The sequence below is a fragment of the Colwellia sp. E2M01 genome (assembly GCF_018860585.1).
Taxonomy (GTDB): Bacteria; Pseudomonadota; Gammaproteobacteria; order Enterobacterales; family Alteromonadaceae; genus Colwellia.
In genome coordinates this window covers 74,958-90,893 of sequence record NZ_JAHKPR010000025.1, presented here as the reverse complement: position 1 = coordinate 90,893, position 15,936 = coordinate 74,958, and the positions used below count along the sequence as shown (strand labels likewise).

The 15,936-nt window shown below is 36.1% G+C and carries 15 protein-coding genes; 6 read left to right on the top strand and 9 right to left on the bottom strand.

Annotated features, from left to right (window positions below):
• Positions 1-203: 203 nt before the first annotated feature.
• Positions 204-1,877, bottom strand: coding sequence for an FAD-dependent oxidoreductase (locus tag KO502_RS05545; RefSeq protein ID WP_216021571.1), 1,674 nt, complete (start codon positions 1,875-1,877; stop codon positions 204-206).
• An 88-nt stretch (positions 1,878-1,965) separates the two neighbouring features.
• On the bottom strand, positions 1,966-2,772 hold the full coding sequence (locus KO502_RS05540; RefSeq protein ID WP_252730526.1) for a PEP-CTERM/exosortase system-associated acyltransferase: 807 nt from the start codon (positions 2,770-2,772) through the stop codon (positions 1,966-1,968).
• Between the two features lie 269 nt (positions 2,773-3,041).
• Between KO502_RS05540 and KO502_RS05535 the strand changes: the two genes are divergently transcribed.
• Positions 3,042-3,809, top strand: a complete 768-nt coding sequence (locus tag KO502_RS05535) for a serine protease (protein WP_216021569.1) — start codon at positions 3,042-3,044, stop codon at positions 3,807-3,809.
• Positions 3,810-3,936: 127 nt separating this feature from the next.
• On the opposite strand, the gene KO502_RS05530 is transcribed toward KO502_RS05535, so the two are convergent.
• The 3 genes from KO502_RS05530 to gpmI form a co-directional block, all read right to left on the bottom strand.
• Complete coding sequence (locus KO502_RS05530; RefSeq protein ID WP_354668304.1) at positions 3,937-4,773, bottom strand: divergent polysaccharide deacetylase family protein; 837 nt, start codon at positions 4,771-4,773, stop codon at positions 3,937-3,939.
• A gap of 157 nt (positions 4,774-4,930) precedes the next feature.
• Positions 4,931-6,115 carry a peptidoglycan DD-metalloendopeptidase family protein gene (locus KO502_RS05525; RefSeq protein ID WP_216021568.1) on the bottom strand — a complete coding sequence of 395 codons (1,185 nt, stop codon included), beginning with the start codon at positions 6,113-6,115 and terminating at the stop codon, positions 4,931-4,933.
• Positions 6,116-6,222: 107 nt separating this feature from the next.
• Positions 6,223-7,785, bottom strand: coding sequence for a 2,3-bisphosphoglycerate-independent phosphoglycerate mutase (gpmI, locus tag KO502_RS05520; RefSeq protein ID WP_216021567.1), 1,563 nt, complete (start codon positions 7,783-7,785; stop codon positions 6,223-6,225).
• A gap of 199 nt (positions 7,786-7,984) precedes the next feature.
• Between gpmI and KO502_RS05515 the strand changes: the two genes are divergently transcribed.
• From KO502_RS05515 to gpsA, 4 genes are all read left to right on the top strand, one after another.
• On the top strand, positions 7,985-8,410 hold the full coding sequence (locus KO502_RS05515) for a rhodanese-like domain-containing protein (RefSeq protein ID WP_216021566.1): 426 nt from the start codon (positions 7,985-7,987) through the stop codon (positions 8,408-8,410).
• A gap of 76 nt (positions 8,411-8,486) precedes the next feature.
• Complete coding sequence (gene grxC, locus KO502_RS05510; protein WP_216021565.1) at positions 8,487-8,744, top strand: glutaredoxin 3; 258 nt, start codon at positions 8,487-8,489, stop codon at positions 8,742-8,744.
• 123 nt (positions 8,745-8,867) lie between these two features.
• Positions 8,868-9,356, top strand: a complete 489-nt coding sequence (gene secB, locus KO502_RS05505; RefSeq protein ID WP_216021564.1) for a protein-export chaperone SecB — start codon at positions 8,868-8,870, stop codon at positions 9,354-9,356.
• A 52-nt stretch (positions 9,357-9,408) separates the two neighbouring features.
• A complete protein-coding gene (gene gpsA / locus KO502_RS05500; RefSeq protein ID WP_216021563.1) occupies positions 9,409-10,413 on the top strand; it encodes an NAD(P)H-dependent glycerol-3-phosphate dehydrogenase in 1,005 nt (334 codons plus the stop codon).
• Positions 10,414-10,509: 96 nt separating this feature from the next.
• Here the strand turns inward: gpsA and trmL are convergent, their stop codons facing one another.
• Positions 10,510-10,974, bottom strand: coding sequence for a tRNA (uridine(34)/cytosine(34)/5-carboxymethylaminomethyluridine(34)-2'-O)-methyltransferase TrmL (gene trmL / locus KO502_RS05495; RefSeq protein ID WP_216021562.1), 465 nt, complete (start codon positions 10,972-10,974; stop codon positions 10,510-10,512).
• 296 nt (positions 10,975-11,270) lie between these two features.
• Here trmL and KO502_RS05490 point away from each other — a divergent pair, with 296 nt between their 5' ends.
• Complete coding sequence (locus tag KO502_RS05490; protein ID WP_216021561.1) at positions 11,271-12,167, top strand: cation diffusion facilitator family transporter; 897 nt, start codon at positions 11,271-11,273, stop codon at positions 12,165-12,167.
• Positions 12,168-12,248: 81 nt separating this feature from the next.
• Here KO502_RS05490 and KO502_RS05485 read toward each other — a convergent pair whose 3' ends face one another.
• From KO502_RS05485 to KO502_RS05475, 3 genes are all read right to left on the bottom strand, one after another.
• The gene (locus tag KO502_RS05485; protein WP_216021560.1) at positions 12,249-13,316 is read right to left on the bottom strand and encodes an alpha/beta fold hydrolase; all 1,068 of its coding nucleotides are present in this window, start codon (positions 13,314-13,316) and stop codon (positions 12,249-12,251) included.
• An 88-nt stretch (positions 13,317-13,404) separates the two neighbouring features.
• Complete coding sequence (locus KO502_RS05480; RefSeq protein WP_216021559.1) at positions 13,405-15,438, bottom strand: M56 family metallopeptidase; 2,034 nt, start codon at positions 15,436-15,438, stop codon at positions 13,405-13,407.
• 10 nt (positions 15,439-15,448) lie between these two features.
• Positions 15,449-15,829: a BlaI/MecI/CopY family transcriptional regulator gene (locus tag KO502_RS05475; protein WP_216021558.1), complete on the bottom strand. Its 381-nt coding sequence runs from the start codon at positions 15,827-15,829 to the stop codon at positions 15,449-15,451.
• Between the last annotated feature and the right edge of the window lie 107 nt (positions 15,830-15,936).

Here is a 15,936-nt window from a genome sequence, read left to right as displayed (position 1 = left end):
TTTAAAAGGCTTACATGCTGCGTTATTGATTTTGACAAGGACGCTACATGGATGTAGCTTACTAAGAGAATGCAGGAGCTTATTCTCCTGAATAACCATTCTCTTCAATCAATGCCTTGCCTCTAAGCCTTTTAACTTTCGCTGAGTGGGAAAGAACTTAATCAACTTGGTATTAGATTGTAAAAAACGCTTACTGCATTATTTTATCTAGGGTTATAGCGCCCTTGGCTTAAAATATTATTAGGGTCTAAGCTGTTTTTTAATTGATTAACGGTTTGCCAAAAATCACTTTTTTTATCAAGTAGAGATTGTTGTTGATCTATATTAATCCTATAGGGCACAAAGCCTTTTTTCAGGCCGCCCTCAACTAATGCTTTTAAGCAATTGTGTGCATCGATAACGGCTTGTGGGTTACTTAAATCGAAAACAATTGGAATAGTGCTGTCGACACAATCGTGCCTTAAATTAGTAAAAGTAATGAAAGGTTCAATATTAAATAGAGGGCAGGTGTATCTAACAAAATCAACAAATTCTCGCATCTTATTTGCTTTCATTGGTATTAAAGGCGCATACCAAAGTAATCCACAGCCATCTTTTGCAGGCGATAACGAGTTTACAGGAAAATCATTCTTGTTTTTATTACGCCAATAAGCCAGTTTTAAAGCCACTTTATTAGGCTTGCCTAGCATTATTTCTTTGCCTTTGTTAAATGCTTTAAGCTGCTCAGCCAATTTGAATAATATGGTAGAGTGCTTAATTAACCAATGAGGTAAATTGTTAATTAGTTTATTGCTGAGCACAATGTTGTAATTATTTGAGTAAATACGCTTACAGGGAATGTATTTAAAAATAGCATTAATATCTTTTTTAACAGCTTGTACGACTCTTTTACTGCCGTAAATGCTGCCAACAATTGTCCAACTTGGCGTTTGTGATTTTTGTGTTAATCGCTCAATATTTTCAGTACTCATCACCTTATGTGCTTCATAACCATTAGGGTTTTCGGCAAACATAGCTAATAGTCGACGCTGATCCATTAAGTTAATTGAACCAACAATACCTTCATAAGTTTGTAATACTTCTTTAATTAAAGGTACAACTTGCTCTAACAACTCGTCATTATTTAATTGTATAAAAAAAGCTGTAAAATCAGGCTTCAATTTAGCTAAGCGAAGCGTCATTTGACTAACAATACCAAGGTTTGATTGCGTAAATAGCCCATCTAAATAAGGCCCTAGGCCCCATTTAAAGCTTTTATCAACTAACTTTTCTGTACTTTGGTCTAATTCATTAATAGCTGATTGATAAGAGGTTCCATTTGCCCAGTAGCCTTGAATACTTGTTACCGCACTAAAGTGGTCAGTATAAGGTGTGATACCGTATCCTCGCTCTAAAGCATTAGAGACAATAGAACATTCAGGACCTGCGCCCGTGACAGGTACCATGTAGTTATGTTGATTGTGCTCTAAAAAATCACTAAGCTGTTGCTGGGTAACTCCTGGTTCAATGGTTAATAAGCCCAGCTCACTATCAAAGTGAACTATCTTGTTTAACTGACTTAAATCTACCAAAATAATATTGTTATTTATTCCAGAGGGTTGGCTGCTGCCGTAGCCCCAATTTTTCCCACTACTAATGGGGTATATTGAAAAAGCCAGTTGTTGATCATCGGCATACTTGTTTGCTAATTCAAGTAATGCTTTTATTTCAAAAGACTGAGTTAAAGTAATAACAGCAAGTAGCTGTCTTTTTTTATCTTTTAAGTACTCTAAACCTTCAGTACCTTTGCTGAGCTGAGCAAGATCCTGTGTGTCAAAGGATAAATCAGAGCTGGGCGCTAGTACGCTCTTTAGCAGAGATGATAATGTTAACGGCATAATTATGACTTAGCGGTGGATCGCTGTTAGTTTATTTAAAATAAATCGTTACTAATTATTGGTGCAGCAGGCATGCCTTACAAGGAAATTAACTAGACTCTGCAAGTTGTTCAATAATGTCTTTTTCTATTGTGTTATAAAGCGTTTTAAACTCAGGCGAAAGTTGTTTGGTAAAGTCGGCAGGCTTAATATAGTAAGGAGCGCGAAGACCATGATAATTAACGCTAGCCCCAATTTGTTGGAAATTGATACCGACAAATTTCATACTGCGTGCAAGTCTTGGTTCCATCATTACATAGGCATGCTTTATATTTTGTTTTGTACACATAATGGCCGCAGAAATATATAAGCCGATAGCAATAAAAGGGAAGCAGCGTAGTTCGGTTTCTGAATAATTATGCTCACTAATAGCCCCTGTAGCACAGCCTTTAAAGTTATCTGCTTTACGGCGACGAAAATCTGATTTAACAGCTAAGCGCGAAATTTCTCCAATCTCCTTACGGTCAAAGTTGTCGGGGCTGTAGTCACTTTTAGTAATGGAACTCGCACAAAACGTCTCTATTGGAAGCAACTCGTCAGTATTATTTGAGGTAACCAGGCGTACACAGCTAGTGAAAACTTTTGATTTTTTATGTTGAATTAAAGTAAATATAGAACGTTGATCAAACTCGTCGGTTTCTCGTTCGTCTTTTGTGGCTTTTTCAAAACCTAGCTCTTCACAGTAAACGTTATGGCGTATTTGAAAAACCTCGTCTTTTAGTTTGTCGTTTACTGCAATTCTGGCCTGTAAAAATTGAGTGAAATGATCTGCGATACTTTCTTGCTTTTGTGGAGCAAGTTTAGCGCCATTATTTGGGGGGGCGTTTTGCTTAATCTTGTTTTTTTTTGCAGTCATAGGTTTATCCATTATATTACCCGAGATGAAACTTTTTTATCGCTAAGTATATGTAAGTATAATATAAAAAATATTAATATGAAGCATGCAGGCTTTTATTTCGGTTTTATTTTTACCTAATATTTTATCATTTCAAACGACCGTAATATTTAAAAGTGAGATTGTCGGTAAATTGCTATGTTATGTGTTGCTTGAATTGAGCTTAGTATTATCTTAGTTACTAATATAAAGTAGTATTAGAGCTAGTTGTTTCAACGGAGTATACCTAAATGTACAAAATTATACTTTTACTTGTTCTATTCAAACTATTTTTCATACCGGTTGCTCAAGCTGATTTTGTTGATGTTGTCGCTAATATTAAACTTTCTGTGGTTGGTATAGGCACTCATACACCAACAAATAGCCCACAAAACACTTTGCACGGTACTGGTTTTGTTATTGGTAATGGTCAATATATTGTTACTAATGATCATGTGTTACCGAAGATGCTTGATGAAAAGTTACTGCAAAAAATGGCAGTATTTATTGGTTCGGGTAAAAATGCAAAAGTAAGAGACGCAGAGATCATTGCTACATCAAGCTTATATGATTTAGCGATATTGAAAATATCAGGAAAACCATTACCCGCTATGAAGTTAAGTGATAGTAAAATGTACCCCGATGGTACTGCTATTGCTTTTACTGGTTTCCCCATAGGCGCCGTTCTAGGTTTATATCCGGTAACGCATCGAGGTATTATTTCAAGTAATACGCCAACCATAATTCCTGCTTTGTCAGCAGAAAAAATTACCGTTAAAATGCTTAAACGCATGAAAAATCCTTATTTAGTTTATCAACTTGATGCGACTGCTTACCCAGGAAATAGTGGTAGTGCTATGTACGATAAAAAAAATGGTGAAGTGCTGGGTATTATTAACAAAGTTTTTGTACAGTCGACAAAAGAATCTGCAATGAGTACACCTAGTGGCATTACTTATGCGATACCCGTGAAATATTTACATGAAATGCTAAGTGAAAATAATATCGAACTTAATTAACTTGCCATTGTGGGGAAAGGGGAGGTTAACTAGTTGAGCTATATCGTGTAGTAATAGTAAACAGCTTTAATAGAGGAAATTATTAAGCTGCGCTTTATTGGTTTTTGGTATAGGCAAAACATTGATTTTAGTTGACTGCAAGGGCTTTATTGGCGGCAACATCAGTTACTTTGTTATGTGATAGCGCAGGTGCTTTATGGGCTATTGTAGTCTGCGGATATAAACTAGATAAAGGTACTAGTTTTATATTATGAGATTGTAATGTTGGAATAAGTTTAGTTAACATTGCGATAGTTTCAGGGTGCGGGTGAGCAATGGCAATCGCTGATTCATGCTGTTGCGCAAAACTTACTAGTTGTGAAAACTGTTGTCTTAAATAGCTTTCTGTTAATTGATTATCCAAAAAAATATGTCTTCTTTGTACTGGTACGCCAACATCAATGGCGGCTTGCTCTGCTTTTGATTTAGCTGTGGTTTTACTGTCTAAAAAGAGTAAGTTATGTTTTTTCAAAAAATCCATGGTCCAAGTCATTGGCTGATAAAGTTGTGTTAAGTAACTCCCCATATGATTATTAATACCAATTGCAAAAGGGATCTCTGCTAATGAGGCTGTTAAGCTGTTGCTAACTGCTTGCCTATTCATTTCGCTAGTTAATGCGCCGGGTCCTAACTCTTTCTTATTTTCAGACTCCATTGGAATATGAAGTAACACGTCATGATTTTCTTTATTCGCTTGCTCAGCTAGTATTTTTCCGTAAGTGGTGTGTGGTAAAACCGCATAAGTGATATCACCCGGTAAACTTAATGCTTGTTTGTCTGTGTGCCGATAACCCATGTCATCAATGACAATAGCAACTCGGTAAGTCGCTGCATTACTTGGAAAACATAGCAAAATAAGAATAAGAGGTAATAAACTCTTTAGTATTGATAAGTTGAAAAGACACTTAGCGGAAGTATTTAGCACTGAGGGATTGCTCGCTTTAATTATTTACTTTGATGAGGAGATTTAATGGTTAACTCTGAGCAGATAAATACTCTGAATAGGAAATAAGAATATAGCTGTTATCTAGTTAAAGTTCAGAATAAAAAATATAACGTGTTCATCGTTTGGTGTAAATAATTTATTTACACCAAAGCTTAGGGTTTACCACTTTGCCGCGATGACGAATTTCAAAATACAATCCTGATTGCTCTAAACCACCACTTTGCCCGACTAAAGATATTGGTTCTCCTGTTTCTACGCGATCGCCAACAGATTTTAATAGGGTTTGGTTATGAGCATAAAGGCTCATATAACCGCTACCGTGATCAATAACCGTTAATAAACCGTAACCTTTTAACCAGTCTGAGAAGATAACCGTACCATTATGGATAGTTTGTACTTGTCGGCTCAAGGGCGCGCTAATTAATACGCCTTTCCATTTTAAGTAACCTTGCTTGTTGGTGCCAAAACTATGCAAAATTTTACCTTTAACAGGCCAAGATAGTTTGCGTTTTAATTTACTTAAACCGGTTAAGTCAATTTCGGCTTGTATAATAGCCGCTAATTTATTTAAAGCTTGGTTTAAGTTATTTTCTTCTGCTTTGAGTTTATCTAGTTGCTGTTGGCTTGAAAGTAACTGTTTACTTAATTGCTTTAAAGTGGCTTTTCGTTGGTTTTTACTGGTTTTGAATTGAGTATCTTTTTGTAATTGTTCAGATTTTAGACTGTTTAAATGTGCTATTTGGCTTTGGTGCTCAGTGCTTACTTTCAATAATTGGCTTATCGTTATTTGAAAGCTATCAATTTCTTTGATTCTAGCTTTATTTAAATACTGATAATAACTGATGGTACGCTGAATTTTTTCACTCTGATCTTGATTCAACAAAAGCTTGAGGTAGTCGTGTTGACCGGTTGTATAGGCAGATCTTAATTGTTGTGCTAATAGCGTTTCTTGTTTTTGTTTGGCTATTGTTAGCTGTTTTTTTTCTTTGGCTAGCTCGGTAATTTTTTCTTGGGTATTGTCTAAGTCGAGCTCTATTTGATTAATCGCTTTAGCAACTTTGGCTATAGCTAAATCATCTTGTTTAAGTTGTTGTTCTAAATGACTACGTTGTTTATTAGTATCAAAAATATTTGATTCTTGCTTAGCTATCGCTTTTTGAATGCTACTGAGCTTTTCACGGTTTTCTTGTTGTGCACTTTCATTAGCAGCATTTTTTGCTTGTAGTGGTAAAACAAAGAGCAAGCTTAAAAGTAACAAGCTTGTGATAACAAGTTGCAATGGATATTTTTGAGGTAAATCTGAATGGGGAAACAATCTCATATTTGCTATGTAATACTAAAAATAACGATATAAATGATAAAAAACCAACAAGCAATATAGCACTTAGCTTATTGATTTAATATCACTTAGTTTATCGACTATTTAGTTTACTTATTTAATTGCATTAATATAGAGCCTGTCATTTCTGTCGGTTGTTCCATACCCATCAAGTGTAATACCGTTGGTGAAATATCACTTAACGTACCTGAGGCTGCAGGTGTTGCGTTACGACCTACATAAATAAGTGGTACTGGCTCACAAGTATGGGCGGTATGTGCTTGACCTGAAACTGGGTCTAGCATTTGCTCAGCATTACCGTGATCGGCTGTGATTAAACATTCACCGCCTGTGGCTTTTAAGGCTGTTACAACACGACCAATACAAGTATCTACTGCTTCACAGGCTTTAATTGCGGCTTCAAGACTACCAGTATGTCCAACCATGTCGCCGTTAGGGTAGTTACAAACAATAAAATCGTACTTACCACTTTCAATAGCACCAACTAATTTATCAGTTAGTAACGTTGAATTCATCTCTGGTTGTAAATCGTAAGTTGCTACATCTGGCGATGGTACTAAAATACGTTCTTCACCTTGGTATTCGTCTTCTTTACCGCCACTGAAGAAAAATGTTACGTGTGCATATTTTTCAGTTTCTGAAATACGTAATTGCGTTTTGTCATTTTTAGCTAACCATTCACCCATTACGTTATGCAGCGCGGTTGGCTCAAAGGCAGCTGGTGCGTCAATATCGGCAGAGTATTGAGTAAGCATTACAAAGCTGCTTGTTGCTGGAGTACGTTTTCTGGCAAAACCATCAAAGTCAGGCTCTGTGAAACAACGACTAAATTGACGCGCTCTGTCAGCTCTGAAGTTCATGAAAATTAATGCATCGCCATCATTTACTTGGACTGTTTCGCCAGCTGGAGTTGTTATTGTGCTAGCGCCAACAAATTCATCATTTTCATCACGCTCGTAAGCGGCATTTAAGGCGTCTAGTGCGTTGCTATATTGATGTAAACCTTCACCACTTACCATTACATCGTAAGCCGCTTCAACACGCTCCCAACGCTGATCTCTATCCATAGCGTAGTAACGACCTATTACTGAAGCAATTTGTCCTTCACCATCATTTTCGTCTTTGAATAATTCATTAAATTTTTGTTGTGCTTTTTCGATAGACGCTTGAGCACTACGTGGTGGTGTATCACGACCATCTAAAAAGGCGTGTAAGTAAACTTTTTTAGCACCGCGTTTTTTCGCGAGTTCCATCATCGCAAAAATATGGTCTTCGTGGCTGTGTACACCACCTGGAGAAAGTAGACCAAAAATATGTACAGCATTGTCTTTTTCAACAGCACCATCAACCGCTTTTGTTAAGGTTGGGTTTTCAAAAAAGTCACCATCAAGGATTGATTTAGTAATGCGAGTAAACTCTTGGTAAACCACACGACCCGCGCCCAAATTAACATGACCAACTTCAGAGTTACCCATTTGTCCATCAGGTAGACCTACAGCCATGCCTGAGGTATCGATTAACATATTTGGGTAATTAGCCTTTAAATCGTCTAATACAGGAGTATTTGCTTGATGAATAGCATTCGAGCTAGTTTCTTCACTGTATCCCCAACCATCTAGAATCATCAGTACTGTTGATTTTTTATTAGCCATATTTATTCCCGTTTAATTTAATGTGTATTGTTTTCTATAAGTCATATTGTACACGGTCAGAGGGTGTTATTCACTAAGGAATTTTGTTAGATATTCTCGTACTGAAATTAGTCGTTTATAGTAAGCGGTATGTGCTCGCAATTATAAGTGGTTTGCGTATAATATGCCGATTCTCAATTTCACAAAATGGTCTTTATTTATGGAACAATTAATTGCTTTTGCAAGTAACAATGGCATGTTAAGTGCGGTTTGGGTTGCCTTAGTGGTAATGATTATCGTCACAACAATTAAAATGAAAATGTCACCAATTAAACAAATCAGTACGCAAGATCTGACTTTTTTGGTGAATAGAGAGGAAGGTGTTACGCTTGATATCCGTAAAGATAAAGAGTTTAAAGCTGGACATATCCTTGATGCAATTAACTTTACGGGTGAGAAAATCACTAAAAAGGATTTTTCTAGTCTTGAAAAATACAAAGACAAGCCCATCATAGTAGTATGTGTTTCAGGTCTGTCTGCGGGACAAACAGCAAATGATTTGCATAAAGCTGGTTATACCCGCGTTAGTGTACTTAAAGGCGGAATGAATAGCTGGACAAGTGCAGGTTTACCTGTCGCTAAATAATTAAACTTCCTGTTTAAATATTATAAAGTCACGATCGTAAATGATTGTTAATAGTACATAACCAAGAGTAAATAAAATGGCAAAGGTGGAAATATATACCAAGGCATACTGTCCTTTCTGTACTCATGCGCTTGCTTTATTAAAGAGTAAGTCGGTAGAGTATACCGAAATAAAAATTGATGGTGATATGGCTATGCGTAGCGTTATGATTGAACGCAGCAATGGTAGCTATACTGTGCCACAAATATTTATCAACGATGCGCATGTTGGTGGTTGTGATCAATTAGTTGGCTTAGAAAGAAGCAAACAATTAGATGATCTTTTAAACGCATAGCGCGGTTAATTACCTAACATAATTATCAACTAGTAAGTATCAAGTATAAGTACCTAACAACAAACCTACCTAAAAATTATTTAATTATAACTTTAAGTATAAATTACAATAAAGGAGCCAATCATGGCTGAAGAAAACCAAGTAAACAACGCGCAAGAAAAAGCACCAGAGTTCGCAATCCAACGTATTTACACTAAAGATGTTTCTTTTGAAACACCAAACTCACCATCAATCTTTCAAGTTGAATGGAAACCAGAAATAAAGTTAGATATTGATACACGCTCAAGTAAATTAGCTGAAAACACTTATGAGGTTGTACTTGCTATTACGGTAACGGCAACAATAGGCGAAAAAGTAGCCTTTTTAGCTGAAGTACAACAGGCAGGTATCTTTGTTATTGGTAACTTACCTGATGAGAAAATTGCTCACACTATCGGCGCTTTTTGCCCAACAACATTATTCCCTTATGCACGCGAAGCAATTGCTAACTTAGTAAATCGTGGCTCTTTCCCTCAATTTAACTTAACACCAGTTAACTTTGAAGCCTTGTACGCTTCATATGTACAGCAACAACGTGCAGAAAGTTTAGCGCAAAGCACAGAAGCACATTAATCAGCTATATTAGAAATGAATATAATCAAGTAGTTATAAAATAGAGGTTAGTATGTCGTTATCTGCAAAAATCACTGTGCTTGGTGCTGGCTCTTATGGTACTGCATTGGCAATTTGTTTAGCCAGAAATGGTCATGAAACCTTATTGTGGGGACGTGATATTGATCACGTTTCAGCAATGGCTCAGGATAGAGAAAACAGCAAATATCTCGATGGCTGTCCTTTTCCTGAGCATTTAATCCTTGAAGCAGATTTAGAAAAAGCGGTGCAAGCCAGTGATAATATTTTAGTGGTTGTGCCAAGTCATGCTTTTGCTGGCATGCTTAAACAAATAAAACCTATGCTAATGGGCAATGAAAAAATTGCTTGGGCGACTAAAGGTTTAGATCCTCAAACTGGTGACTTATTACAAAACGTAGCAAGAGCGGTACTTGGCGACAATATATCATTAGCGGTTATGTCAGGCCCTTCTTTTGCTAAAGAGATGGCCTCTGGTTTACCAACGGCTATTTCGTTATCTTCTGACGATGATGAATTTGTTACTTATTTGTCTGATTTATTGCATTGTGAAAAACATTTTAGAGTGTATGCCAACAAAGACTTTATTGGTGTTCAGCTTGGCGGTGCCGTGAAAAATGTTATCGCTATAGCTGCAGGTATGGCTGACGGTATCGGTTTTGGTGCTAATGCGCGTACTGCATTGATAACGCGTGGTTTAGCAGAAATGACTCGTTTAGGTGTCGCATTAAAGGCAGATCCTGCCACCTTTATGGGGATGGCAGGCTTAGGTGATTTAGTCTTAACCTGTACTGACAATCAATCACGAAACCGCAGGTTTGGTTTAGCTTTAGGTCAAGGCCATGAAGTTGAACAAGCTATTGCTGAAATTGGTCAAGTGGTTGAAGGTTACCGCAACACTAAAGAAGTTTATATGCTCGCACAACGAAATAATGTTGAAATGCCTATTGTAGAGCAAGTATATGAAGTGCTTTATCGTGGTAAAAATGCAAAATTAGCTGCTGCTGACTTACTATCACGTGATAAAAAATTCGAATAAAACACTTAAATTTTAGTATTATTAAAGATAATTACGTAAAAATAAAAAAGCTGTAAATTAAGCCAATGCTTATTTACAGCTTTTTTATTTAGGTATTTATACAGCGTTAGGAAAACCTAGTTGACGCCAAGCATCGTAAACAATCACAGCTGCTGCGTTAGATAAATTCATGCTGCGACTTTCTTTAAGCATGGGAATTCTAATTTTATCTTGATCTGGAATTTGCACTCGAACTTCTTCAGGTAAGCCTGCTGTTTCAGAGCCAAATAATAAATAATCACCAGCTTTAAAGTTAACATCACCATAAAAATTATTAGTTTTTGTGGTGATTGCTAGCACGCGCTTAGGTTTTTCTGTCGCCATAAAAGCATCAAAGTTAGCATGGCGCTGCAGTGATGAAAATTCATGGTAATCTAGTCCTGCACGACGTAACTTTTTATCTTCTAAGTCAAAACCGAGTGGTTCAATTAAATGTAAACGAAAACCTGAGTTGGCGCATAAGCGAATAATATTACCGGTATTAGGTGGAATTTGCGGTTGAAAAAGAACTACATCTAGCATAACAATCTTCATCTGATAAATTTTTTGTTATTATATACTCATTAATGGGCAAATTGCATAATTTCAGTTAGCGCATTAGTATTTCTAATAGAAGCTGATTATCTGCTTCAAAACAAGAGCTTAACAGTTAACTCATTATTAATGTAATCTTTAATGCTTATGTTTGAGCTATCTTTAAACTATGTTTGAACTATCTTAAAGCTATGTTTGATAAGGATGTTCGATAGTTATTTAGTCCGAATTTAGCGAAGTTAGCTGTGCTACCGCTTTCACTTTTTTAATCTCCAAGGATTGATATGTCTACTTCTACATCAACAGATGAATACGCGTATTGGGTTAAAATTGCCGCCATATTATCAACCACAACAGCTTTTATTCTTGTAGCACTTAAGCTTTATGCTTGGTTTGTTACTGACTCTAGTGCGATATTAGCCTCGACAACGGATTCAATGTTGGATTTGTTTTCATCAATAATGGGTATCGTAATTTTACGCTTCGCTTTAGCACCTGCTGATAAAAAGCATACTTTTGGTCATGGTAAAGCAGAAAGTTTAGCTGGCTTAGTGCAGGCATCTTTTGTTTTAGGTTCGGCGATTTTATTGATTTTTAATGGCGTATCTCGGGTGCTAAACCCACAAGTTATTGTGCATAGTTCGGTAGCTATTTGGGTCACCATTATTTCCTTAGTGTTAACACTTATGTTAGTTGCCTTTCAACGATATGTTATTAAACGCACGGGCTCTATAATTATCAGTGGTGATGCGTTGCATTATCAATCAGACTTACTGCTTAATATAGGGGTTTTAGTTGCTATTGTTTTAAGCCAAGGGTTCTGGTTACAAGCCGATGGTGTTTTTACCATTTTGGTGGCGTTATACCTTGTCTTTGGTGCAGGTCAAATTATAGTGCAAAGTGTTTCTCAGCTTATGGATAGTCAACTGAGCGATAATGAACTGATGTTAATTAAAGATATTATTAAAGCACATAAAAAAGCCATTGGTATTCATGAACTACGAACTAGACAATCAGGAGCGGTTAAATTTATACAATTTAATTTAGAGCTTGAAAACGATTTATCGTTATTAGAAGCCCATAGTATTGGTGATGAAATAGAATCGAGTATTAGTAATGTGTTAGCGCCATGTGAAGTGTTTATTCATCATGAGCCAAGCTCTGAAGTGATTGCTGATTAGTTGTATTGTTTTTTATTAAGTATGCGCTATTTACTATACGTAATAGCAGTAATGTGTGTGTTTTAGGGGAATTTTTATAATTTATTGATGCTGCTCAAACCAAGATAGCGTTTGAGCTATGGCGTTATTTCTATATTCATCTGATTCAAAAAACAGTTCATGATAAGCGCCTTCTATTCTACTAGGAGAGCCGCTAGGACAAGATTGTGGTTGTATGTTATGTAACTTCTTACAAAAGTCGTTTTGTGCTTGCTGGTTAACAATACTATCTTCGCCGGCCTGTAATAACAAAATAGGTGTTTTTAGATTAACTAGCTCTGTGAATATCTTTTTTTGTGCTTTTATACCTTGTACGAGCCAATGCGTCGTTACCCCGCCTAATTGAATAAGTTTATTGTTACCATATAAATCAATAAACGCTTGGTACCTTGTTGTTGAGTGCGTCAATTTATTTTTGGTGAAGCTTTTTGAGTAATAGTCTTTTTGCCCCCAAAAGTAGTTAGGCTCTTTGTTGAGTATCTTCTCGAAGGTACTGTTCAATAGTGACTTTATCGAAACGATTTTTTGAGCAAGAAATTTTGGTAATAAGCCGGAATTAAAACCTAGCATAGGGGACGCTATTACTGCCGCTTTAATGGTCATTGGGCAATCTTGCATGTAGCGTAAAGAGATTGCTCCTCCCATCGAGTGAGCTAATAAATAAGGCTTATTTACGTTATCTTTCATAACAATATTGTCAATAAAATAACCTAGGTCAGTTACGTAATCTTGAAAATTAACAACATAACCTTTGTTTAAATTCGTAAGTAAGCGGCCAGACAAGCCTTGGCCTCGGTGATCGATAATAAAAAGATTATAACCTTGATGGAATAAATCAAATGCTAACTCTTGATATTTTAAATAGCCTTCACAGCGCCCAGGAACAATGACTATTGTCGCTTGTTCAACTGCTTTATTTTCACGCTGGTGATTAATTGGTTCTACACTAGTCTCATCGATATCATTTTTATGAAAGAAACAGGCATAGTGAATACTTATCTCGTCAACACCGGTAAAGGAGCTGAACTGACCTTGATCCCAAAAGTTAATGATTTCACTAGCCATTTCATTAAGTTTTTTTTCTTGGTGAAAAGACGTAAATGTATCCATGAAAAACTCTTAAAATGACTGTGATTTATATATTTAAAGGTTTCGTGCTTAAAAGTAAATTAGTTGATCTTACTTAATGTTGAAGAATTTATGACTGTAAGCTGAAAGAGAATATTTTGCTCATTTGACTTTCAACGATAAGGTTATCTCTTCGTGCTGGTGTAAATCTCCATTTGCGAATGGCAGAACGAATAGCCGATTTAAAATAAGTCAGCTTACTTCTTTCATCAAAGCTAATATCTTTTACTTCACCGTTTCGATCTATCGTAAAGTTTACTTTTACTTCTAACTCTATACCTCGACGCATGGCAGCACTAGGGTACACGGGGCTTGTAGAGTCTAAAAGTTTTGCATTAATAATTTTTACTTCAGCTTGCTTCGCGAGAGTTTGTGTTTTTTTCTCATCTTTTACTGTGTGTTTTACTTGTAAAACTTGTGTTGGTTTTTGAGTTTTATCTTTATCTTTAACTTTTAATTTTTCATTAACAGCTATTGCCTCTCTCTTAACTAGTGACTCACTTGACAATGTGTCTTCTAGCTTATTTACTGCTTTAGGAGGAAGGGAATTTTTTTCACTTTTAATCCCCATTGTTGTTGAGCTTTTGGTCGGCGCTAGTTCTTCGGTTTGGACCTTTATATGTTTAGCTAACAGCGATGAAGTTGATTTTTTATTATTGCCATTTTCTTTGTTTACAGTTGCAAGTGAATCGTTATTTTTGCTGTTAGATTTCACTTTTAAGCTGTCATTAGCTTTATTCTTTGTAGTAGAAGAAAGCTGTGGCTCAGTTACAGCCTTTTTCGATGCAATATTATCATCTAGTTTGGAAGCGAAAAAAGGATCTAACGGTGTAAGCTTTACAGTGTTATTAGCGCGCTCTTTTTTGCTGTTGTTCTTTAACTGGGTTCGTTCTAGTGGAAAATTTTTGAATCTTTTATCATTTGTTAATAATAAATGTGCAGCAATTGAACTGTCAGGCACAGAACTAAAATCACTTTCACTGCCAAAATAATTGATTTGACTAAAATTATCTACAGGGTGTATTTTATTGCCTTTCCAAAGTAAAACACTATCGAGTTTTTTACTTACAGGTGTTGTAATTACCTGGTTTAAACCGAGTAATGTTAACCCTAATAATAATACGATAGCTACAAACCATTTACTGGTTGCGTTACTTGGTGCGCAATGATGATCGACTAAACGAAGTACACGTGCTTTTAAATCGCCACCTGATGCTGCCATCGCCATGCTAGGAATAGTATGACAATGCTTTTTAGAGCAAAGTGAGGCGGTATCAGTTAAGGTATGCGCGTAAGCTATCGCATCGCCACAATGTTGCACAGCAATATCATCAGTACAATATTCACGCTCATTACGCATTTGTTTACCTACCCAACTTACACTTGGATGGAAGAAAAACAGTAATTCAACTAAGGTTTGTAAGAAGTTGACCAAGTAATCATGACGACGAATATGTGCCAATTCATGCAAAATAAGCATTTCAAGTTGAGCCGAGTTTAAACCGGTTACCATGCCTGCCGGTAGCAATACCACGGGTTTTAACCAACCAATTGCCATTGGTACATCGGCATGTAATGAAATAAGTAACTTAGGCGGTCTTGGTAAATTTATTTGTTTAACTAACTCTTTAAAGCGAGCCAGTAAGTCACTAGTTGGCGCCACAGCACCACGACAAGGTAAACTATTAACATTACGTACTTCAATTAACAGTTTAATGGCGAGTATCACAATAGATAACAACCAAAGTATTGATAAGTACGGTAAGGAATATGCGATAATTGATGACACTAAGCCTTGCTCGGTAAAGTCTACGTTGTGTCGAGTTAGCTCATGAACTAAACTGGTTAGCGGTAAAGGATGAATTATATTGTTAAGATCAGTACTTGATTCAGGGTATACCATGAAAAAAGTGAACATTGCTAACAGAAGGTTTGCTAACATTGCAGAGGTAGCAAGGCCATACCTTAGTTTTGATTTATTACTATCAATACTCATTAATGCTGATTTTAATATGAGTCCCACCAGTAAACCTTGCCATAAAAAATGCACTAAAGTTAAAGATAAGCTATATAAAAAAGGGCTATTAAGTACTAATTCAAACATTGTAAGTTATTTATTTTTCTAATGAATTTAATAATTGACGAATATCATCAATTTCTTGGGCGCTTGTTGAATCATCAATAGCACGCATTACTAACTTCGACGTAGAGCCGCCGAAAGCTTTACTAATTAAATCTTTAATGAGTGAAGTTTGTGTTTGCGTTTCACTTTTAGCGGCAGAGTAAACATGAGCTCGATTACTTTCATCACGAATAACTAATGATTTTTCATGCATTATTTGTAATATTTTTAGCACTGTTGTGTAGCCAGTATTTTGCGAAACACTCACAACATCATGAACTTGTCTTACTGTGGCTGGCCCCATGTTCCAGAGAATATTAAGCAAAGTTAACTCTGCTTCGGTTGGCTTTACAGTAGAATTTTCATGCGTCATGTACACATCCTTCATTGATAGTATTATTATAATTATTGAATTACTTATGTATAAAATATTGTTTGTACTAAATTCTTTATACAGATTTTAGTGTTCTGTTTATTTGC